The sequence below is a fragment of the Rhizobium sp. RU36D genome, assembly GCF_900176345.1.
GTDB lineage: Bacteria > Pseudomonadota > Alphaproteobacteria > Rhizobiales > Rhizobiaceae > Allorhizobium.
Genome location: NZ_FWXU01000026.1, coordinates 1 through 21,735, shown reverse-complemented (window position 1 = coordinate 21,735; position 21,735 = coordinate 1). Strand labels below are relative to the sequence as shown.

Below are 21,735 nucleotides of genomic sequence, written 5' to 3'. Positions count from 1 at the left end.
GCGCCCAAAAAACGCCGTGCGTTTCGTGTTCCTGCCTCAGGCGCGGGCGCCAAGCCGGTTGTGCTTGCGGCTGATAAACTCCTTGGCGGTCTCAACCGCCACTGCCGCATCGCGGCAATAGGCATCAGCGCCGACAGCCTTGCCGAACTCCTCGTTCAGCGGCGCGCCGCCGACCAGCACGATATAGTCGTCGCGCATGCCCTTTTCCTTCAGCGTGTCGATCACGACCTTCATATAGGGCATGGTCGTGGTCAGAAGCGCCGACATGCCGATAATATCAGGCTGCTCGCGCTCGATCGCTTCCAGATAGTTCTCGACCGGATTGTTGATGCCGAGATCGACGACGTCGAAGCCTGCGCCTTCCATCATCATGCCGACCAGGTTCTTGCCGATGTCGTGGATGTCGCCCTTGACGGTGCCGATGACCATCTTGCCCTGCTTGGGCGCGCCGGTGGAGGCGAGCAGCGGGCGCAGGATCGTCATGCCCGCCTTCATCGCATTGGCCGAGAGAAGAACTTCCGGAACGAATAGAATGCCATCGCGGAAGTCGATGCCGACGATGCGCATGCCTTCCACCAGGGCCTGGGTCAGGACATCATAGGGCGTCCAGCCGCGCGCCAGGAGGATCTTCGTTCCCTCCTCGATTTCCTCTTTCAGGCCGTCATAGAGGTCATCGTGCATCTGCTGCACAAGCTCTTCGTCGGAAAGGTCCTCAAGAATGATTTCGTCGTCTGACATGTCTGGCTTCCCGATTCGGTTGGCGATTTACTCGTACAGTCGATGCAGACTGCCTGAAGCGTAGTTAAACCTCAAGTTCGTGAAAATCCCTTTTCGAAAGCGACGCGCCCACCCTGAAAAGCGACGGTATCGGATCACCGATGTCTGTCCCATGCAAGTGGTTGGCGCTTTAAGGAATGTTTCGCTGCGGAATTGGAATAGCATGGGCTATATCAGCGAGCACGACTTGCGCATCAGTGAGGAAACAACGAGATGGACGACACTTCACAAACATCAGGCGGGCGCCGGGCACGCGGCGAGGGGCGCGGGGCGGCTGCGCGGCGTGCGTCGCGCACGGGCGGCGGGGCAGGGCCGTCGCTGCCTTACATCCAGCGCAAGATCGGCGTCTATGAAGTGCTGGACGAGGAAGGCCTTGAGCTGATCGAGCGCAATGCCGATACGGTGCTGGAGGAGATCGGTATCGAGTTTCGAGACGACGCCGAGGCGCTGGCGCTTTGGAAGGAAGCCGGCGCCGACGTCAAGGGCGAGCGCGTGCACTTCCCGAAGGGGCTCTGCCGCGAATTGCTGAAGACCGCGCCGAGCGAGTTCACCTGGCATGCGCGTAATCCCGAGCGCAACGTGCGCATCGGCGGCAATGCGACTGTGTTTGCCCCGGTCTATGGCCCGCCCTTTGTTCGCGACCTGGAAGGCAACAGACGCTACGCGACCATCGAAGACTTCCGCAATTTCGTGAAGCTCGCCTATATGGCGCCCTCGATCCATTCTTCGGGTGGCACGGTGTGCGAACCGGTCGACGTGCCGGTCAACAAGCGCCACCTCGATATGATCTACAGCCATATCAAGTATTCCGACAAGCCGTTCATGGGATCCGTCACCGCGCCTGAGCGCGCCGAGGATACGGTCGCCATGGCCAAGATGGTCTTCGGCGACGATTTCGTCGAAAACAACTGCGTGACGCTGAACCTGATCAACGCCAACTCGCCGATGGTGTTCGACGAGACCATGCTAGGCGCGCTCAAGGTCTATGCCCGGCACAACCAGGCGAGCGTCGTTTCGCCCTTCATCCTCTCGGGCGCGATGAGCCCCGTGACCGTGGTCGGCACCTTGACGCAGATCCTGGCCGAAGTGCTGGCGGGTGCGTCCTTCACCCAGCTGATCCGAAAGGGCTCGCCGGTCCTGTTCGGCACCTTTGCGGCGTCGATCTCGATGCAGTCGGGTGCACCGACCTTCGGCACGCCGGAGCCGTCGCTGGTGTCCTATGGTGCCGCGCAGCTCGCCCGCCGTCTGAAACTGCCGTTCCGTACCGGTGGCTCGCTCTGTGGCTCGAAGGTGCCGGACGCGCAGGCCGCGCATGAATCGGCCAATACGCTGAACACGACGCTGCTCGCCGGCACAAACTTCGTGCTGCATGCGGCCGGCTGGCTGGAAGGCGGGCTCGTATCGTCCTACGAAAAATTCATGATCGACCAGGACCAACTCGGCATGATGCAGAAGATGGCGATGGGCGTCGACCTATCCGAGGACGGCCAGGCCATGGATGCCATCCGCGAAGTTGGCCCCGGCAGCCACTATCTCGGCTGCGCCCACACCCAGGCCAATTTCCAGACGGCCTTCTATCGCTCGGCGCTGATGGACAACAACTCGTTCGAACAGTGGGAGATCGAGGGGCAGAAGCGCATCGAAGACCGGGCCAACGCGTTGTGCCGCTCGTGGCTCGATTCGTATGAGGCGCCGCCGCTCGATCCCGCGATCGACGAGGCATTGCTTGCCTATATCAAGAGCCGCAAGGACTCCATGCCCGACGCCTTCACTTGAAGGGGTCCCGGGACCGCCAGGGAGCAAGGCGGAGCGGCCCACGTCGCCGACCTGATCCAGGCGGAAGTCTGGCGACCGCATTACAAATACGAGGGGCCGCAATGAGCGGCCCTTCTGTCATTCTGACCCAGATTAAAGACACGCTTCGTCCCCATGGGTTGACAACGCGGGGTGTCGTGGCGTTTTCCGGCGATGGTCCTAAGCTTGCAGGCGGCGGTCGCGCGGCCTGCGTCGTGCTGGTCGGTCATGCCGGATCATCCTTCTGGTCCGCATTTCGCGCCTGGCAGCGCAGCCAGGACCATGGCGGAGGCAAAGATCCGCTCGATACATGGTCGAAGGCGGTGATCGAACCGCTCGCTCAAATTCTCGACGCTACGGCCTATTATCCATCCGATGCGCCCTATCAGCCATTCCAGCACTGGGCGATGCAGGCGGAGGGTATCAAGGCGTCACCGCTCGGCATCCTGATCCATCCGGACTATGGGCTTTGGCACGGCTATCGCGGTGCGATCGGTCTTGCGACGCCCTTGCCGCAATCGGACGTGCAGGTGCCCCCAGTTCATCCCTGCGATACCTGCGAAGGCAAGCCCTGCATCGCCGGCTGTCCGGCAGCCGCGCTGGAGGGGGAGATTTTTGACGTGGGGCGCTGTCGCAGCTATCTCGCGGGCCCCGCCGGACAAGGCGGCTGCATGGCGCATGGATGCGCCGCGCGTGCCGCCTGTCCCGTGGGTAGTTCGTACCGCTATGAGCCTGACCAGCTGCGTTTCCACATGCAGGCTCTCAGCATTATTGTCAGGCAGTGACTCAGGCTGCGGCCTTGAGAGCCGGCTTGCGTGTCGCAGAACGCGTCGCCCGTTCGGGCAAGAGCGCCATGATCTCGTCTACCAGGCGAACAGAGTTCTCGATGGCCTTGTCGAGGTTGCTGACCTCCGCCGCGTTCAGGGCCTGGATGGTGCCGCCCTTGCCGAAGACGTCGCGATAGGCTGCGCGCTCGGCGATTGCATGCTTCAGCGTCCGGATATTGCGCTCTTCGAGGAACTGCTTTGCCGCCTGCAGAGCGCGGGTGGTGACGGCGGCGTTGACGCGGGTCAGGACCACGGAATGGGGGATCTGGATGCCGCAACGCTCGTCAAGCTCGCGAAGCAGTTCCAGCACCTCGGCGCCGCCGGCGGCATCCATGGCGCAGCCCTGTACGGGGATCAGCACGTGATCGGCAAGACCGATCGCCTTGGCGAGCAGGGCATCCTGGCTGCTGGGCAGGTCGATCAGAATGGTTCCGCCCCGCTTGCGTGCCTTACTTACGGCGGCTTCGATGCTATCTTCCGAAATGCCCGACATGACCGAGAGCTGGGCGGTGCGCCCGGAGAGATCATGCCAGCGGCTGATCCAGCCTCTGGGGTCGGCATCGATGATGGTGACGCGCTGGCCACGGCGCAGCAATTCGGAGGCTACAATCAACGTCGCAGTCGTCTTGCCCGCGCCGCCCTTGGTATTCGCAAAAGTAATTACTGGCATATCGGTTCCCCTTAAATAAATCGGGTCGAGCCAAGTCATCGCTCCGGTAACGCAGCGCTCGTTGCATGCTGCTGGAGAATAATTTTGGCACTTATGGTTAAGGATCGGTAAACGGCAGATGAAATTCGTTAATTTCCGGGGCTTGCCGCGCCGACCTCAAAATGGCTGGCGCGAAATAAGGCAATCGCACGCGCTCAAGGCAGTGTTGTCGGCGGCCGGAGGGATCGTTGGCGTAGTTTTTGCCGCGATTGCAGGAGAATCAGCCGTTGCAGCCGATGCCGGCACGGGTGCCTGCCGAATCATGGAGGAGGCCGGGACACGCTACACGGTGTGTTCGTTCGACCCCTCAGCGGATACGATTCGCGTTTACGATTTCGGCCCTGACGGCCAAGCCTATGGCGGATTTTCGAGCCTCGCCGCGCAGCTCTGGAAGGAGCGGCGGACCCTGCGGTTTGCGACGAATGGCGGGATGTATCATGACGATCTGTCGCCCGTCGGACTGTTCGTTGAATACGGCATCGAGCGCAAGGCGATCAGCACGCGCTCAGGCTACGGCAATTTCCACCTCAAGCCCAACGGTGTTTTCTACATCAAGGGGAAGACGGCGGGGGTGATGGAGACGGCTCGCTATCAGGCGTCGCAGATCACTCCCGACTTTGCCACCCAGTCCGGACCGATGCTGGTCATGTCAGGCAAGCTGCATCCGAAATTCCTGGCCGACAGCGACAGTTTCAAGCGGCGCAACGGCGTCGGCGTGGATGCCGAGGGCAAGGTGCACTTCGTGATCTCCGAGGGCACTGTGCGCTTTCACGACTTCGCGACATTCTTCCGCGACCGGCTGGGCTGCGCGGATGCGCTCTATCTCGACGGTACGATATCAAGCCTTTACGCGCCAGAGATGGGCCGCAATGACCGGCTTTTTCCGATGGGGCCGATCATCGCCGTCAGCGATCTCATCAGATGAGCAAGTCTCAGATCTTTGCCTTGGGATAGGCGCGCTCCATGCCGCCGGAGCGGGTTAGGCCGTCCTTGAAGGCGATGAAGGCGGCGTGCTGGCTGGAGCGGGCGACTTCCGCCAGGCGGATCTGCAGGCGGGCAGGGGCGTTGTTGCCGATCCACTCGCCCGTCTTGCCAAGCTTCAGAGAATTGAGGAAGCGGGCTTCGGCGGCGCGCTCCAGATAGGCGAAGAGCCCCTCCAGCAGCGCATCGTCCTGGGCCGGGTTTTCAAACAGCAGCTTCAGGAAGGACTGATCGCTCTCGGCAAAGCTGCCGAGCTTGTCTGCAACGCTGTCGCGGTCTGGAAACGTGGTCTGGGCAGGCGTCATTCTATCTCTCACGAATCTAATATAGTGTCGGGATAGGGCAAAGCGTCCACGGCATCAAGCCTGACGAAACGGAACCGCGCGCAGCGGCAAGCGCGGCACGTCGAAGGCAGCAGGCGGAAGCCCCTTGATCCTGCGATCCACCATGATCTCGTAGGCCTGCTCCAAGTGCCGGGTAAAGCGCTCGGTATCGAACAGGGGCGAGCGAAAGCGATTGTCGGCGATCCGCGCCTTGATCTCGGCCAAGCGCACGGGATCGCGCGCCAGGGCGATGCTGAGCTCGACGAAGCCGCGATCATCCTCCGCCACGAGCTCTGGGACACCGAGCGCCGTCAGCAGGCTTTCCGATACGCGCGAGGTGAAATTGCGTCCGCGGCGCGTGACCACGGGAAGGCCGGCCCAGAGTTTATCCGATGTGGTTGTGTGGCCGTTGGTCGGGAAACTGTCCACCGCGAAGTCCGCCGCCTGCAGGCGTGCGACATGCTCCGGATATCCGGCCCTGCTGGTGAAGATGATCTGTTCGGGGGACACACCGTGGTCGCCCATGTAGGCGGTGAAATTGGATCGCGCATCGAGATCGTCGCACATCATCCAGAGAACAGCATTTGGAACGGCTCGCAGCACCTCGGCCCAGAGCTTGGCGGTAAGCGGGGTGATCTTCTTGGTGGCATTGAACGAGGCGATGACAACGGCATCCCCAGGCAATCCAAGGTCTGCGCGACGGGCCGGCGGCGGCAGCACCCTGTTATCGCTGTCATTGGCCTGGTAGCATTCCGGCATCCGGCAGAACCGCTCGTGATAGAAGGGCTGGGAGGCTTCCGGCGTGACGATGGAATCACCGATGACATAATCGCAGTCGATACCTGTGCCGCAGCCGGGAAAACCGAGATAGGCGACCTGGATCGGCGCCAGGCCGCTGTTGACGAGGCTCACGCGCGCGTCCTTGGTGTGGCCTTTCAGATCGACAAGAATATCGATCCCCGCCGCGCGAATGACCTCGCGCGCCTTGGCGTCGTCGAGATCGCCGATCCGGGTGATGCGGCCGTAGCGGGGTCGCAGTCCCTGATCGGTCGCGATCACCGCATCACTGGTATAGCAGAACAGGGTGACGTCGAATTTCTTGGGGTCGTGATGCAGCAACACGCCCTGGAACAGCCGCATGGTGGCATGCTGGTCGGAAAGATCGTTGGAGAGGTAGCCGACACGAATCCGGTCACCAAAGGTGTGGGGCAAGGCGCGTCGGTTGGCCTGGGACTGGGGCGTAAAGGCGGTGCCGCCATGCATCCTGTTGATGCGGGCATTCAGCGCCTCGTCGTCGCACCACATGATGTGGTCATGGGGATCGTCGACAGCGAAGGCGGAAGCTTCGCCTGCCTTCATCAGGGCCAGCAGATGGGCGTCCTGCGCTTCGAGTTCGCCAAGGCACAGTTGGGAGCGAAGCAACTGCCTATAGGTGTTCTCCGCCTCGATATCGAAAGCACCGTCTCGAACGGCTTCACGGGCGAGCCGCAAGGCCTGGGCCTGGCGGCCGGCGCGCTGATAGGTACGGGCAGCGAGCAGGGTCAGCATGCGCCGGCTCTTCGGATCGACCGCTGCCGCGCGGGCATACAGTTCGGCGGCCTTTTCCATGTTGTTGAGCTTGACATTGCTCTGGGCGGCCATTAGCAGCAGCTTCGGATCCACCTTGGCTCCGGCAAGCGTCGGCGCCAGCAGTTTCAGGCACTGGCGATAGTCACCCTTCTGATAGGCGGCGATGGCGTTTTTCAGCATGGGCTCTTCCGGCAATCTCTAGGGGTGGCGGCGGTTGGGCTCTGGGTTTGCCGGAGGGATAAACCGCGAGGCTTTTGCAAAACTTTCGGGTCCTTCATGCCAGCGGCTGTCATGCGGGCTATCCAGTTGACTTCATGGATGCGAATGGAAAGTCTGGCATCATATTCTATCGATTCGCATAGGCGGTGCCGCGCATTTCCGAGCCAGGGTTCCATCGCCAACAAACGGAGCCGGATGATGCCCGAATTGACCATCTGTATGCCCAGCCATCGCAACCTTGCCGGTTCGCGCCTCGCCATCGAAAGCGCGCTGGCCTATTGCCGGGCGAGAGACGCGCTCCTGGTGGTCTCGGACAATTCGGGTGATCCCGAGAAGCGTGCCTGGCTCGAAAGCATTGGTGCGCCGCTGATCTATCTTGCCCAGGATAACGACGATGCGCGCCTGAATATTGAAGCAGCAATCGCTGCAGCGCCGACACTTCTCGTGATGCCGATGGGCGATGACGACCAGATCCTAATCGATCCGGCACAGCCTGCCTTCGACCTCTCGGACCTGCCCTTCGATTATGTCGGCGTCACGCCCGTGACGATCAGTTTCTCCGAAGCGCTGGGCATGGAGCGGCACAAGGCCTTCGAGATCACGGCCGACGAGGCCGGAGGGCGGATGATTGGCTATCTAGAGCAGGCCCATGGCGACAATGGGTCCTTCCACTCCATCTACCGGCGCGACGTATTTGCATCTGTGTTGAAGCTTTATGCAGAGGCTCATCCGACCAAGGGCAATTACGGCGATTGGGCCATTCTGCTGGCACTTGCGGCCTATGGCAAATTCGCCCACGATCCCAGCACCGTCTATCGCTACAACATGGCGAAATGGGACAGTGCGGAGAAGATCAGCGCGTTGACTGAGGCGGCCTATACGAGCGTAGGCCTGCCGCCCCATCCGGAAACCTATGAGAAGCTGCTGCAGTTCCTCGATATCTTCATTTTCGCGACGCGGGGCGGCACGCCGCTATCCCAGGACGAGCGGCAGCGGTTGAGCAAGGATATCGTCAATATCTTCCTTGGCAGCTTCGTGCAGCAGATCGCGGAAAACCCAGAAAACTACGACGGCGCGATGCGGCATCTCGCCAGCATGGTGCTGGAGGAGCGCGATAGCTTCACCCAATTCCAGATCGCGCTGATGATGGTTGACCGGATCCAGCCGGGCCTGAAAGACCGCTATGTCGCTTTCGTCAAACATGCGTTCCAAGGCATGTGAGGCTATCTTCTGACCAACAAAAAACCGGCCGCGCGTGACGGCCGGTTTTTTTATGCCTGGATTTATGCGCCTGTCAGCGACGACGGCCCCGGCGTTCGCGGGAGCCTTCAGCCGGGCCTTCCGATGCCGTCTTGTTGCGCATCGGTCCAATACGTTCAACAATCGTTTCGATGGTCGGGCGAGGGCCCGGCGTATAGCTGTCGAGAGCCTGGCGCATGGCAGCGAGATGGTTGCAGGAGGTGCCGCAGCAGCCGCCAATGATGCGGGCGCCAGCGTCGCGGGCGAGGCGGGCATAATCCGCCATCAGCGGCGGCGTGCCGGAATAGTAGATCTCCGCGCCGCGATATTCCGGAATACCGCAATTGCCCTTGACGATCACGGTGGCGTTGGGATCGGCCTCGGTCATGTCGAGCAGGCTCGACAGGATGTCGGAGGCACCGACGCCGCAATTGGCGCCGACGGCGACCGGACCATCGCCGATATCGCCGGCAACGCCGTGAATCTCCTTGGGCGGGAGGCCCATCATGGTCTTGCCCGCGGTGTCGAACGAGCCGGTATAGGTATAGGGCAGGCCGACCTTGACGGCCGCTTCCGCCGCAGCGCGGATCTCTTCCGCCGATGACATGGTCTCGATCCAGGCGACGTCGGCGCCGCCAGCCTTCAGGCCTTCCATCTGCGCGACGAAGGCAGCCACGGCCGCATCATGGGTCAGCGAGCCCATCGGCTCGAACAGTTCCCCCGTCGGGCCAACCGAGCCGGCAACGATGACCTTGCGCGGTGCCTTCTCGGCAACGGCGCGGGCGATTTCGGCGGCCTTCTTGTTCAGTTCAAACACGCGGTCCTGGGCGTGATGCAGCTTCAGCCGGTGGCTGGTGCCGCCGAAGGAATTGGTGAGAATGATATCGGCGCCGGCATCGACAAAATCCTGGTGCAGCTTGGTGATCTTCTCCGGCTGTGTCTCGTTCCACAGTTCCGGCGCGTCACCCGCTTCCAGACCCACGGCGAACAGATTGGTGCCGGTTGCCCCATCGGCCAGCAGCACGCCCTTCTCGGCCAGCAGATCGGACAGGGGATTGGTGCTTGCTGTCATGACGGTATCCTCGGTTGGAAAGCGTCAATCATATAAAGAATTCTTTATGTCGCATCAACGCTGAAATGCGCCCTGCAGCATTGCGAATGCGGCAGGGCGAGGTTCCGGAGCGACATCAACCGCTCCGGTTAGCCTTAAGCGCTATTCCGCGGCGATCGGCCTGTCCGCATGGCTTGTGGGCGTCACCATCGCTGAAATGATGCCTTGCAGGTCTATCAGGCCAACGGGATGCCCCTTCGGATCAACGACGGTTGCTGTCGAGTGACCCGATGTCGTCATGACCTTGGCCGCGGCCTCCAGCACGGTGTCCGCCGGAAGGGTGAGCGCCTCCGGCTGACCGTCCAGCGGCCGCATGATGGTGCGCAGCTGGATGACGCGGCCGCGATTGACCTCCTTGACGAAGGCTGTGATGTAGTCGTCCGCCGGACGCAGCACGATATCCTGGCCCGACCCCTGCTGGACCACCTTGCCATCGCGCAGGATTGCGATCTTGTCGCCAAGCCTCAGCGCCTCGTCGAGATCGTGGGTGATGAAGACGACTGTCTTCTTTAACTCCTGCTGCAGGTCGAGCAGAACGGTCTGCATGTCGACGCGGATCAGCGGATCGAGCGCTGAATAGGCCTCGTCCATCAACAGGATGTCGGCGTCGTTGGTCAGTGCCCGCGCCAGGCCAACGCGCTGCTGCATGCCACCCGAAAGCTGGTTGGGATAGTGATTTTCGAAGCCGGCAAGGCCGACACGCTCGATCCAGTACTGGCCCTTCCTAGTGCTTTCGGCCCGGTCGATGCCCTGGATATCAAGCCCGTAGACGGTGTTTTCCATGACGGTTCGATGGGGCAGCAGGGCGAATTTCTGGAACACCATGGCCGTCTTGTGGCGCCGGAATTCGCGTAGCTGCGCCTGGTCCATCTTGCAGATGTCAGCCCCGTCATAGAGCACTTCGCCCGAGGTCGGTTCGATCAGCCGGTTGATGTGCCGGATCAAGGTCGATTTGCCGGAGCCGGACAGGCCCATCACGACGGTAATGCCACCCGCCGGCATGGAGATGTTGATGTCCTTCAACCCGAGCACATGGCCGTGCTTCTCGTTGAGCTCGGCCTTGCTCATGCCCTGCTTGACAAGATCGACGAAGGCGCCGCCATCAGGTCCGAAAATCTTGTAGAGATTGCGAATTTCGATGCCATGACTAGCCATGGATGACCTCCGTGTGCTTCTGCAGACGCCGACCATAGGCCTGGCTGGCGCGGTCGAAGATGATGGCGATGGCAACAAGGGCGAAGCCGTTGAGGAAACCGACGGTGAAGAACTGGTTGGCAATCGCCTGCAGCACGTTCTTGCCGAGACCGCCGACGCCGATCATCGAGGCCACGACGACCATGGCAAGCGACATCATGATGGTCTGGTTGATGCCGGCCATGATGGTCGGAAGCGCCAAGGGTATCTGCACGTTGAACAGTTTCTGTCGATTGGAGGAACCGAAGGCGTCGGCGGCCTCCAGCACTTCGCGGTCAACGAGCCGGATACCGAGATTGGTCAGGCGGATCATCGGCGGCACGGCATAGATGACGACTGCGATCAGGCCCGGAACCTTGCCGATGCCGAAGATCATGACGACGGGGATCAGGTAGACGAAGCTAGGCATGGTCTGCATCACGTCGAGTATCGGATTGACCACGCCCTGGACCCGGTCGGAGCGCGCCATGAGGATGCCGACGGGTATGCCGAGCAGGATGGAGATGAGGGTACAGACCGTGACCATCGAGAGGGTGACCATCGTGTCTTCCCAGAGGCCGACAGCACCAATCAGAACCATGGAAATGGCCGCACCGAGGGTGATCTTGATGTTGCGGCTCACGAACCAGATCACTGCGACCATCAGCAGCAGAATGATGATCCAGGGCGTTTCGACGAAGAAGTTTTCGAGTGCGTTCAGGAACAGCTGAAGTGGCTGCTTGACAATGTCGATGATGTCGCCCGACGCGCGGACAAAAGCCTTGAATTCGTTATCGATCGTGCGCTTGACGACGCGCATCAGGTCTTCGTCTATCTCCGGAAATTCGCATAGGATATCGGGCAGATAGCTGCAGGTGGTGGCCATTACGTTCCCCTTTTCTCGCCACTTTTTTCAGCGGGCCGGACCACTTGGGCCACGGATGCCGAAGCGGATCTTTGCCACGCCACGCGTGCCGCCCGCCAGGCTATCCTAGGGAAGGTGCCGAAGGCAGCTTTTCTGTCTGCGACGTTGCAGGCCGTACTTGCTGCATTTGCCCTAAAAGAGGGCAAACAATCAAGAATGAGTGACGGACAGGCAAGCCTGTCCGTCACCTGGCATTGGGGGTTCAGAGCGCGGCCTTGACCTTTGCAGCCACGTCGGGGCTGACCCAGGTGGTCCACATCGCCTCATATTCCTTGAGGAAGTGCTCTGCTGCATCCTCGTTGGAACCCTGGTTTGCGTCCATCCAGGCGAGAACCTTGCCGACCGTCTGGTTGTCCCACTTGCGGGTCTTGAAGTAGTCCATGGCAACGCCGGCCTTCTCTGAGAAGCCCTTGGTCACGATGGTGTAGACGTCGGAGACCGGATAGGAGTTGACCTTCGGATCCGGGCAGTCCGGAACGGCGGTGCACTTGTCCCAATCGGCCTTGTCGTGTTCCACGCCAAAGCCAAGGCGCACCATCTCGTACTTGCCGAGAATGGCGGTCGGTGCCCAGTAGTAGCCGAGCCAGCCGGTCTTCTTTTCGAAGGCGTTCGCGATCGATCCGTCGAGGCCGGCAGCCGAGCCGGTATCGACCAGGGTGAAGCCCTTGTCGTCGGCCTTCAGTGCCCGATAGAGGTTGGCGGTCGAGATCTGGCAGTTCCAGCCCGACGGGCAGTTGTGTACGGCGGCCTTGGACTTGTCTTCCGGAGCCGGGAACAGCTCGGGATGCTCAAGCGCCTGCTGGACCGTCTTGATATCAGGATGCGCATCCGCCAGGAACTTGGGTATCCACCAGCCTTCAACGCCGCCGTCGCTCAGGAGCGGAGCCAGCTGCATCAGGCGACCTTCGGAAATTGCGGTATCAAGCGGCGTGCGAACGGCGTTGACCCACATTTCAGGCGCGACGTCAGGCTCGCCCTTTTCGTTCATGGACGCAAAGGTCGGCATGGTATCGCCCGTGACGACCGTGACCTTACAGCCATAGCCGCTTTCCAGGATGATCTTATCGACATAGGCCGCAACGCCGGCCGATGCCCAGTTCATTTCCGCGATGGAGACGTCACCGCAATCTGCGGCCTGTGCGGAGCCGGCCATTGCATAGAGGCCGGAGGCGAGGATGGTGGAAGCGATAAGCTTCTTCATGAGCTAAGACCTCCCAGTCTTAATCTGCAGCTTCTCGATACGGTTGATGCCGGGCACTGCGTTCCCTGGCACTCCAAAGGCTGGTCGACATCAGCGCGCCTGACGCAGAGGTTCTATGGCGCACATTGCCTCGATTGGCTGGACCTTGTTTTTAGCCTGCGGAACCCCGTCGCAGATGCGATGATCCTTACCAACATGCGGCAAGCCTACGGTTTCCGCGGAAGAAATCAACCGCCCGACGCGGCCCCACATGCACCTGTGAAGGCGATAAGCCCTTGCTATGGCACGTTTCGCGCCCGAATCCGGAGGCAAATGCCAAATCGTTTGGCGCCTCGGCATGCCTAACAGACGAAGGATCACAGCGAGCCTAAAAGTCACGCCCGAAACGAGACTTTTCCTATTCCAGCAACGCCATGGCGGGCAGAAAATCACGGCCGGGAAAAAATGCTCAAGTCGCAAAAAATATTTTTTAGCCTCCCGCTAACGATCCGGTAACCATGAGCGGCTAAAGCTCTTTTCACTGCAGTTGATCGCCGTCAGTGCCTCCGGCTCAGGTAGTGCGTGCCGGACGGCCCTCGTTTCGAGGAACAGCAATTCCGTCAAGGGATGTCAGCTGATTGCCTCATGTGCGTTCCATGATGGTCACACGAAAATGCCGCGCATGATGCGCGGCACGTCAAATTCTCAATCTATTCCAGTAACCGCATCTCGGCAGCTATTTCGCCTGCCTGAGCGTGTTGCCGCCCCGATCAGCCGGCGTTGCGGGTGCGCACAAAGCCGAGGCGGGCAATCGTCGTATCGAGCTGGGCATTGCGGCTCTCGACCGACTTGCGCGGTGCCTGCGAACCCCAGGCGATCTGCAGGCTATTGTTCCGAGCGAAGATATAGAGCATTGGGTGACCTCCGGGCCGGAACCGCGTCCGGGCGATTTGCTTGATTTCAGCTGTCAGATAATTGTCTGCGGACAGTTTCGCAAGGGAGGGAATCGCCATGAAATGTCGCAAAACGACAATCGAACGCCATTCCGTTTCCGATGCCTAGATTTGACGCATTTTGACCCTCGGGGATGGCCAGAAAATGGCGAAAACGCGGCGAAGCAACGAAGTCTGCGTGAACAAATTTTGAGCGGGGTTAATACATGGCAAAAGCCATCATGCTGCAGGGGACGGGCTCGGATGTCGGAAAGACGATACTGGTCGCGGGTCTGTGCCGGCTCGCGGCCAATCGCGGCCTTGCCGTGCGCCCCTTCAAGCCGCAGAACATGTCCAACAATGCTGCCGTATCCGATGATGGCGGGGAGATCGGACGGGCGCAGTGGCTACAGGCATTGGCCTGCCGCACGCCTTCATCCGTGCATATGAATCCGGTGCTGTTGAAGCCACAGTCGGAGATCGGCAGCCAAGTCATCGTCCAGGGCAAGGTGTTCGGTTCTGCCAAGGGCCGCGACTATCAGCGGCTGAAGCCGCAACTGCTCGATGCCGTTCTGCAGAGTTACGAAGCGACCGCCGAGGGCGCCGATCTTGTCATCGTCGAGGGGGCAGGGTCGCCCGCCGAGATCAATCTGCGGGCAGGCGACATCGCCAATATGGGGTTTGCGACCCGTGCCGATGTGCCGGTGGTGCTGGTTGGCGACATCGATCGTGGCGGGGTCATTGCGTCGCTTGTGGGTACCCATGCCATCCTGTCTGATGAGGATCGGCGGATGATCACGGGCTATATCATCAACAAGTTCCGCGGCGACATATCGCTGTTTTCGGAGGGCGTGGACGCGATCGGCGGCTTTACCGGCTGGCCGTGCTTCGGCATCGTCCCATGGCTTTCGAGCGCTCGGAAGCTACCGGCGGAGGATTCCGTCGTGCTGGAGCGGCTGACGCGCTCGGCCAAGGGGGCACTGAAAGTGGCTGTGCCCGTGCTGCCGCGCATCGCCAATTTCGATGACCTCGATCCGTTGATGGCGGAGCCGGCGATCGAACTTTGTTTCGTGCGATCGGGTGAAGCGCTGCCGGCGGATGCGGGGCTCGTGATCCTGCCCGGCTCGAAATCGACCATCGCTGATCTGCGTGATCTGAAGGCCGAGGGCTGGGACCGGCAGATCATCGCCCATCATCGTCGCGGCGGACGCGTGATCGGCATTTGCGGCGGATATCAGATGCTCGGCCGGAAGGTGCTCGATCCCCTGCGGATCGAAGGCGACACGGCGGAAATCGATGGCTTGGGCCTGCTTGATGTCGAGACCGAGATGGCTCCGGAAAAGACAGTTCGCAACAGTACGGCCATCTCGGGCGAATATGCGGTGGCTCTTTCGGGTTATGAGATCCATCTCGGGTTGACTCAAGGTTCAGATTGCCAACGGCCTGCCGTGATCATCGACGGACGACCTGACGGGGCGATCTCCGGCGATGGGTTGACCATGGGCACCTATCTGCACGGCCTGTTCACCAGCGACACCTATCGCGCCAAGCTTCTGGAGAGCTTCGGGATCAGCGGCGGCGGGACGAACTATCGGCAAAGCGTCGATGCAGCACTCGACGAATTGTCGGTGGAACTGGAAAAGTCGCTTTCGGCGGATTGGCTGGCGCGATTGTTCGGATAGACTGCGGCCGACCGGCATTCCTGCGCAACGCAGAGAGGCATCAAGTGCCGGCGGGCGAGGGAAGCGAGATGGCCGATTTCGATCTGGTACTTCAGGGACATGTCGTGCTGCCGGACCGCATGGTCGAGAAGGGATATGTGGCCGTCGCCGAAGGCGTGATCAAGGAGGTTGGGCAGGGCACACCCCCGCAGGCGCGGGAACGGCATTTGCTCGGCGAGGCCCTGATTTTTCCCGGTGCGATCGACGCCCAGGTGCACTCGCTGTCGCAGAAGAACCAGGAGGATTTCATCTGGTCGACCCGCACCGCCGCAGCCGGTGGCGTGACGACGATCGTCGACATGCCCTATGACGAGGGGGACCTGATTTGCTCTGCCGATGCGGTGAAGCGCAAGATCGCCCATGCCGGCGCCCAGGCGCGGGTCGATTTCGCGCTATATGGCACGGTTGATCCGCTCGAGGGCGCGGTTCGCATTGCCGAGCAGGCCGAAGCGGGCGTGGCTGCTTTCAAGTTCTCCACCTTCGGTACCGATCCCAAGCGTTTTCCGCGAATATCTGCCCCCTTGATGGCTGAGTGTTTTGCCGAGGTGGCACGCACGGGTCTGACGGCGGGCGTGCACAACGAGAACGACGAATATGTGCGCGCCGCCATGGAGAGGGTGAAGGCGTCGGGCATTACTGACTGGCGCGCGCATGGACTGTCACGACCGCCGCTCACCGAGCTGCTGGCGATGACCGAGATCTACGAGATCGGCGTCGCGACTGGCTGCCCGGCGCATGTCGTGCATTGTTCGCTCGGTCGTGGCTACGAGATCGCCGCGGGATATCGAGCGCAGGGTTATCAGGCGACGGTGGAGTGCCTGATCCACTATCTGATGCTGGACGAGGAAAACGATGCCCGGCGGCTTGGCGGCCGCTCCAAGTGCAATCCACCGATCCGGCCGCGGGCGGAGGTGGAAAAGCTGTGGCGACAGCTCGCCAATGGCAATGTCACGCTGCTCTCGACAGACCATGTCAGCTGGTCGATCGATCGCAAGACCAATCCGGACATGCTGGCCAATGCCTCAGGCCTTCCGGGGCTGGAGACGATGATCCCGCTGTTCGTCAAAGGTGCGCTCGAACGCGGCGTGCCGCTGACCTGGGGGGCGAAGCTGATGGCGGAAAATCCGGCGCGGCATTTCAGCCTTGACCATATCAAGGGCGCGCTGACGCCGGGTCGCGACGCTGATATCACCGTGCTGACGCCTGAACCTTACGTCTATGAGGCGGCAAAAACCGGCAACAATGTCGCGGGCTGGTCGCCCTTCGATGGCGTTGAACTGCCCTACAGGGTGGCCGGCACCTATCTGCGGGGTAAGCTGGTCTATGACGGCACCACGGTGCTTGCCGAGCCGGGCTCGGCGCGGTTCGTGCGGCCTCCGGAGCGGCGCGTGATCGCGGGAGCTCAGGCGTGAGCGGCAATCTGCCTGTCGACGCGGCTCGGATATCAGAGGATATCGACGCGCTCGCCGCCATCACGGAGCCTGGTCGGCCGTGGACTCGGCGGGTGTTTTCGCCGTTATTTCTCGAAGGCCGGGCCTATCTGAAGCGCCGCATGGAAGAAGCGGAGCTCGAGACGCGGATAGATTCGGCTGGCAATCTCATTGGTAAGCGCAAGGGCACGGAAGACCGTCCAGGCGTGATCATGCTGGGATCGCACTCGGATACCGTGCCTGACGGCGGGCGATTCGATGGGATTGCCGGCGTGGTGGCGGCGCTGGAACTGGCGCGGGCGCTGAAGGATCGGGGCGTGACGCTGGCGCACGACCTGGAGATCGTCGATTTCCTGGCGGAGGAGGTGAGCCCGTTCGGTGTGTCCTGCATCGGCAGCCGCGGCATGACCGGACAGTTGCCTGGCGCGTGGCTCGACCGGGTGAATGACGGTGAGGTGCTGAGCGCCGCACTGGACGGCGTGGGCGGCGATGCGACGCGTGTCATGGACCAGAAGCGGCGCGACATATCCGCGTTTCTGGAACTGCATATCGAGCAAGGCCCGGTGCTGGAAAACGAAAAGCTTGCGGTCGGCCTCGTGACGGCGATTTCGGGCGTCACGCGATTCGAAGTTGTGATTGAAGGTCGGGCAGATCACGCCGGCACGACGCCGATGACGGGCCGCGCCGATGCGCTGGTGGCCGCCGCACGGCTGGTCCAGGATATCCGTGAGGTGGGGTTGCAACTATCGGCGACGCCAGGCCACTTCGCCGCGACGGTGGGCGAGTTCCGGATGCTGCCGAATGCCGCCAATGTCGTGCCATCGCATGTGCGGCTGCTGATCGATGCCAGAGCCGAACTTCGTCCTGACATAGAAACCTTTGCCACCTGGCTTTCGGAAGCCGTGGCGAAGCTCAATGACGGCAGCGGGATCTCCGCGGCACCGCCGGTCAGGGTTTCGGACAATCCGCCCTTTCCCTGCGACAAGGGGCTGCTCGATGTGCTTGAGGGGGCCGCAAACAAGATCGGCGCCAGGCATCGCTTCATGGCATCCGGCGCCGGGCACGATGCGGCCTGGATCGCGCGGGTTGCACCTGCGGCCATGGTTTTCGTGCCCAGCCGGGGCGGGCGCAGCCATTGCGCTGATGAATATACGGAGATCGCGGAAATCGCTTTGGGGACGGCAGTCCTTTACGAGGCGGTGATCGAGATCGACAACAGGCTTTTGGATCAGGAGATCGCCGATGGGACGCATACTGGTTGAGAAGGATGTAGAGGCAGCCGTCAAGGGCGGCGCGGTGTATGCATCGGGCGGCGGGGGCTGGGCGCATCATGGCCGCATGCTGGGCCTGGCGGCGGTCAATGCCGGCAAGCCGGAACTGGTATCCATCGATGAGCTCAACGATGACGACTGGGTGGCAACAGCCGCCGCCATCGGCGCGCCGGCCTCCACCACTCCCTGGGAAATGCAGGGCGTGGACTATGTGAAGGCCGTGCAATTGTTGCAGCGGGAGCTTGGCTCGCCCCTGTCAGGGCTGATCATTGGCCAGAATGGCAAGTCCTCGACGCTGAACGGCTGGCTGCCCTCAGCCATCCTCGGCACCAAGGTGGTGGATGCAGTGGGCGACATCAGGGCCCATCCCACCGGGGACATGGGATCGATCGGCATGGCCGGTAATCCCGCGCCGATGATCCAGACCGCAGTCGGCGGCAACCGGGCCGACAATCGCTATATCGAGCTGGTCGTGCGTGGCGCCACCGCCAAGATCTCGCCGATCCTCAGGACCGCCGCCGACCAGTCCGGCGGCTTCATCGCCTCCTGCCGCAATCCCCTGCCGGCTGCCTATGTGCGTGCCAACGCAGCGCTCGGCGGCATCTCCATGGCGCTTGATCTGGGCGAGGCGATTATCGCCGCTGAGAAGATCGGCGGCCATGCGGTGATCGACGCGATCTGCAAGACGACAGGCGGGCATATCCTGGCCGAGGGCGAGATCACCGCGAAAAACGTGGTCTACACCAACGAGGCCTTCGACATCGGCACCATGGTGATCGGGTCCGGCGACAAGGCCATGACGCTGCATGTGATGAACGAATACATGGCGGTCGAGGATGCCGGAGGCGCACGCAAGGCGACATTCCCCTCGGTTATCACGACGCTTTCGCCCGAGGGTGTGCCGATGAGCGTCGGCGAGCTTTCGGTCGGCATGACGGTCTTCGTGCTTCACGTTCCCATGGATATCATACCGCTGTCGTCGAGTGTGCTCGATCCGAGCGTCTACCCGATCTGCGAGAAGGCCCTGGGCATCGAGATTGCCCGATATGCCCTGGCGGGAAAGAAGAGCTGAGGGGCGGCGGACATGGCAAGGGATCGGGATCTGGAGGAGATCGTACGGCAGAGGCTTTCCGGCCTGCCGCGGCTTGAGGAAAAGCCGATGTTCGGCGGCCTCGCTTTCATGATGAACGGCAATCTGCTGTGTTGCACCGGCACCGAGGGGCTGCTGGTTAGGCTTGGCAAGGGAAACGATGGCTGGGCGCTTGCCGTGCCCGGGATCGAGCCGCTCTATTCCGGCGTCCGGCCTATGGTGGGCTGGGTGCGGGCTGGTGCCAGCGTGCATCCCGACCCGGACATGCGCGAAAGGCTGATCGCCGCCGCCATTCAATTCGTTGACGGCCTGCCGGCCAAGTAACGCCATCCTCCAGAGGATCATCCATGCCGAAAGACAATCCGCGCCATCCGAAGTTTCCCATCCCCGGCGGCCCCGAGCTCCGGGCGAAGGGTTGGCGGCAGGAGGCTATTCTCCGATTGCTGGAAAACGTCCTGTCCGTCGGCGAGGACCCGGATAACCTCATCGTCTATGCCGCGCTCGGCAAGGCGGCGCGCAGCTGGCCGGCCCATGCGGCCATCGTCAAGACGCTTCTGGAGATGGACGAGAACCAGACGCTGCTGATCCAGTCCGGCAAGCCAGTCGGGTTGATGAAAACCCATGCCAAGGCGCCGCTGGTCATCATGGCCAATTGCAACATCGTCGGGCAGTGGGCCAAGGCTGAGTATTTCTACGAGCTGCAGCGCAAGGGCCTGATCTGCTGGGGCGGGCTGACGGCCGGCGCCTGGCAGTATATCGGCAGCCAGGGTGTGATCCAGGGCACCTACGAGATCTTCATGCGCATTGCAGAGAAGCGATTCGGCGGCGATCTTGCCGGGCGTTTCGTGTTGACCGCCGGGCTTGGCGGCATGGGTGGGGCGCAGCCGCTCGCCGGCCGCATGGCCGGTGCTGCGATCCTGTGCATCGATGTCGATGCGGATCGAGCGATCAAGCGCAAGGCGATCGGCTACCTGCAGGAGATCGCGCCTGATCTCGATGCGGCGCTTGAGATGATTGACGCTGCCGTGCGGGAAAAGCGGGCGCTGTCGGTCGGTCTCGTCGGCAATGCCGCCGATATCTATCCGGAGATCGTACGGCGCGGCATCACGCCTGATATCGTCACCGACCAGACCTCTGCCCATGACCTCGTCTATGGCTATGTGCCGCGCGGCATGAGCCTTGATGAGGTGAAGCGCCTGCGCGAGGACGGGCAGGGCCAGTTGATGGCGGCGAGCCGGGCCTCGATCGTCGAGCACGTCAAGGCGATGCTGACATTCCAGGACAGGGGAGCGGAAGTGTTCGACAACGGCAACCTGATCCGCACCCAGGCCCGCGAAGGCGGGGTCGACAATGCCTTCGACATCCCGATCTTCACCCAGGCCTATCTGCGCCCGCTGTTTGCCCGCGCCATCGGCCCGTTCCGCTGGATGGCGACCTCTGGGGAAGAAAGCGATATCGCCCGGATCGACGATCTCCTTCTGGATATGTTTCCGGACAACAGGATCATCACCAACTGGATAAGGTTGGCGCGGGACAATATTCCGTTCGAGGGCCTGCCGGCCCGCATTGCCTGGCTTGGCCATCTGGAGCGCACGGCGCTGGCTCTGCGGGTCAACGAACTCGTCGCCTCAGGCGAGCTGAAAGGGCCGATCGCCTTTTCGCGCGACCATCTCGATGCCGGCGCCATGTCCCATCCGAACATCATGACGGAGGGCATGAAGGACGGATCAGACGCGATTGCCGACTGGCCGCTGCTCGATGCGATGATGCTGTGCTCCTCCATGGCCGATCTGGTCGTGGTCCATTCCGGCGGCGGCGGCTATGCCGGCTACATGACCAGCGCCGGCGTGACCGTCATCGCCGACGGCACGCAGGCGGCGCGCGAACGGCTGGACCACGCGCTGACCAATGACACGGCAATCGGGGTCATTCGCTATGCCGATGCGGGGTATGAGGAATCGCTGGAGGAGATCGAGTCGAAGGACGTGCCGTATATCCGGTTGCATCGATAGTGTTAAATTGTCACTGCCGCGTCCTTATGTCTCAATCATTTGGACAATGCTTTGAGAGAAGTGATTTTTGAATGTCGCCGTAGATATTCGCACTAGACTGGAACTGAAGTGTGAAAGCCGCCAGATTTTCGCGCTTTTGACTATCTAGTTCGCGAAAACCAGCCTTTACGAAATCGCAACCGCGCCCCTGGAACGCTGCCTGCAGTTCGTTGATATCAAGCCAGATCAGGCTGCTGACATTGGTCAACCCTTGGGAAAGGCGGCTTCGTTTCTTGCTGTCTGAAGAAAGAACGATGTCAATTTTTTGCTGCAACCCTAAGGGTATCTCAAGCCAAGGCGCAGCCACGCTAATGCGGGTAATACCAACGTGCACGGATCATGACCGATGCGCCCAATCGCGCGTTCCGATGGACATGATCTTCCACGGCTGATCGACGAGCCTGTTCCAAGCG

The 21,735-nt window shown here is 61.6% G+C and carries 20 protein-coding genes; 10 read left to right on the top strand and 10 right to left on the bottom strand.

Annotated elements, in window-relative coordinates:
• Positions 1–36 precede the first annotated feature (36 nt).
• The gene (locus B9A97_RS23865; protein ID WP_084368331.1) at positions 37–738 is read right to left on the bottom strand and encodes a corrinoid protein; all 702 of its coding nucleotides are present in this window, start codon (positions 736–738) and stop codon (positions 37–39) included.
• Positions 739–990: 252 nt separating this feature from the next.
• Between B9A97_RS23865 and B9A97_RS23860 the strand changes: the two genes are divergently transcribed.
• Complete coding sequence (locus B9A97_RS23860) at positions 991–2,553, top strand: trimethylamine methyltransferase family protein (protein WP_084368330.1); 1,563 nt, start codon at positions 991–993, stop codon at positions 2,551–2,553.
• A 101-nt stretch (positions 2,554–2,654) separates the two neighbouring features.
• The gene (locus tag B9A97_RS23855; RefSeq protein ID WP_084368329.1) at positions 2,655–3,356 is read left to right on the top strand and encodes a ferredoxin; all 702 of its coding nucleotides are present in this window, start codon (positions 2,655–2,657) and stop codon (positions 3,354–3,356) included.
• A 1-nt stretch (position 3,357) separates the two neighbouring features.
• On the opposite strand, the gene B9A97_RS23850 is transcribed toward B9A97_RS23855, so the two are convergent.
• Positions 3,358–4,068, bottom strand: a complete 711-nt coding sequence (locus tag B9A97_RS23850; RefSeq protein WP_084368328.1) for a ParA family protein — start codon at positions 4,066–4,068, stop codon at positions 3,358–3,360.
• 118 nt (positions 4,069–4,186) lie between these two features.
• Between B9A97_RS23850 and B9A97_RS23845 the strand changes: the two genes are divergently transcribed.
• The gene (locus tag B9A97_RS23845; protein ID WP_084368327.1) at positions 4,187–5,032 is read left to right on the top strand and encodes a phosphodiester glycosidase family protein; all 846 of its coding nucleotides are present in this window, start codon (positions 4,187–4,189) and stop codon (positions 5,030–5,032) included.
• A 7-nt stretch (positions 5,033–5,039) separates the two neighbouring features.
• On the opposite strand, the gene B9A97_RS23840 is transcribed toward B9A97_RS23845, so the two are convergent.
• The gene (locus tag B9A97_RS23840; RefSeq protein WP_084368326.1) at positions 5,040–5,393 is read right to left on the bottom strand and encodes a hypothetical protein; all 354 of its coding nucleotides are present in this window, start codon (positions 5,391–5,393) and stop codon (positions 5,040–5,042) included.
• 54 nt (positions 5,394–5,447) lie between these two features.
• The gene (locus B9A97_RS23835; RefSeq protein ID WP_084368325.1) at positions 5,448–7,160 is read right to left on the bottom strand and encodes an O-linked N-acetylglucosamine transferase, SPINDLY family protein; all 1,713 of its coding nucleotides are present in this window, start codon (positions 7,158–7,160) and stop codon (positions 5,448–5,450) included.
• A gap of 246 nt (positions 7,161–7,406) precedes the next feature.
• Here B9A97_RS23835 and B9A97_RS23830 point away from each other — a divergent pair, with 246 nt between their 5' ends.
• On the top strand, positions 7,407–8,420 hold the full coding sequence (locus tag B9A97_RS23830; protein WP_179145383.1) for a hypothetical protein: 1,014 nt from the start codon (positions 7,407–7,409) through the stop codon (positions 8,418–8,420).
• A 73-nt stretch (positions 8,421–8,493) separates the two neighbouring features.
• On the opposite strand, the gene bmt is transcribed toward B9A97_RS23830, so the two are convergent.
• The 5 genes from bmt to B9A97_RS29915 form a co-directional block, all read right to left on the bottom strand.
• Complete coding sequence (bmt, locus tag B9A97_RS23825) at positions 8,494–9,510, bottom strand: betaine--homocysteine S-methyltransferase (RefSeq protein ID WP_084368323.1); 1,017 nt, start codon at positions 9,508–9,510, stop codon at positions 8,494–8,496.
• A 141-nt stretch (positions 9,511–9,651) separates the two neighbouring features.
• The gene (locus tag B9A97_RS23820) at positions 9,652–10,704 is read right to left on the bottom strand and encodes a quaternary amine ABC transporter ATP-binding protein (RefSeq protein ID WP_084368322.1); all 1,053 of its coding nucleotides are present in this window, start codon (positions 10,702–10,704) and stop codon (positions 9,652–9,654) included.
• Positions 10,697–11,608 (bottom strand): ABC transporter permease, encoded by a 912-nt coding sequence (locus tag B9A97_RS23815; protein WP_084368321.1) that lies wholly within the window; start codon positions 11,606–11,608, stop codon positions 10,697–10,699. Before B9A97_RS23815 ends, B9A97_RS23820 begins: the two co-directional genes overlap by 8 nt.
• A 241-nt stretch (positions 11,609–11,849) precedes the next feature.
• The gene (locus B9A97_RS23810) at positions 11,850–12,848 is read right to left on the bottom strand and encodes an ABC transporter substrate-binding protein (protein WP_084368320.1); all 999 of its coding nucleotides are present in this window, start codon (positions 12,846–12,848) and stop codon (positions 11,850–11,852) included.
• 749 nt (positions 12,849–13,597) lie between these two features.
• Positions 13,598–13,741, bottom strand: coding sequence for a hypothetical protein (locus B9A97_RS29915; protein WP_179145382.1), 144 nt, complete (start codon positions 13,739–13,741; stop codon positions 13,598–13,600).
• Positions 13,742–13,986: 245 nt separating this feature from the next.
• Between B9A97_RS29915 and B9A97_RS23800 the strand changes: the two genes are divergently transcribed.
• The 6 genes from B9A97_RS23800 to B9A97_RS23775 all read left to right on the top strand — a co-directional run bounded on the left by B9A97_RS23800 (position 13,987) and on the right by B9A97_RS23775 (position 21,283).
• Positions 13,987–15,441 (top strand): cobyric acid synthase, encoded by a 1,455-nt coding sequence (locus tag B9A97_RS23800; protein ID WP_084368318.1) that lies wholly within the window; start codon positions 13,987–13,989, stop codon positions 15,439–15,441.
• Between the two features lie 68 nt (positions 15,442–15,509).
• Entirely contained in the window at positions 15,510–16,892 is a 1,383-nt protein-coding gene (locus tag B9A97_RS23795; RefSeq protein ID WP_084368317.1) for a dihydroorotase, read from the top strand.
• Positions 16,889–18,172, top strand: coding sequence for a Zn-dependent hydrolase (locus tag B9A97_RS23790; RefSeq protein WP_084368316.1), 1,284 nt, complete (start codon positions 16,889–16,891; stop codon positions 18,170–18,172). The genes B9A97_RS23795 and B9A97_RS23790 overlap by 4 nt, the downstream gene beginning before the upstream one ends.
• Positions 18,153–19,253 carry a DUF917 domain-containing protein gene (locus B9A97_RS23785; protein ID WP_084368315.1) on the top strand — a complete coding sequence of 367 codons (1,101 nt, stop codon included), beginning with the start codon at positions 18,153–18,155 and terminating at the stop codon, positions 19,251–19,253. The genes B9A97_RS23790 and B9A97_RS23785 overlap by 20 nt, the downstream gene beginning before the upstream one ends.
• 12 nt (positions 19,254–19,265) lie before the next feature.
• Complete coding sequence (locus B9A97_RS23780) at positions 19,266–19,595, top strand: TfoX/Sxy family protein (protein ID WP_084368314.1); 330 nt, start codon at positions 19,266–19,268, stop codon at positions 19,593–19,595.
• 23 nt (positions 19,596–19,618) lie between these two features.
• Positions 19,619–21,283 (top strand): urocanate hydratase, encoded by a 1,665-nt coding sequence (locus B9A97_RS23775; protein ID WP_084368313.1) that lies wholly within the window; start codon positions 19,619–19,621, stop codon positions 21,281–21,283.
• Positions 21,284–21,314: 31 nt separating this feature from the next.
• Here B9A97_RS23775 and B9A97_RS23770 read toward each other — a convergent pair whose 3' ends face one another.
• On the bottom strand, positions 21,315–21,656 hold the full coding sequence (locus tag B9A97_RS23770; protein WP_143530681.1) for a hypothetical protein: 342 nt from the start codon (positions 21,654–21,656) through the stop codon (positions 21,315–21,317).
• Positions 21,657–21,735: the final 79 nt, after the last annotated feature.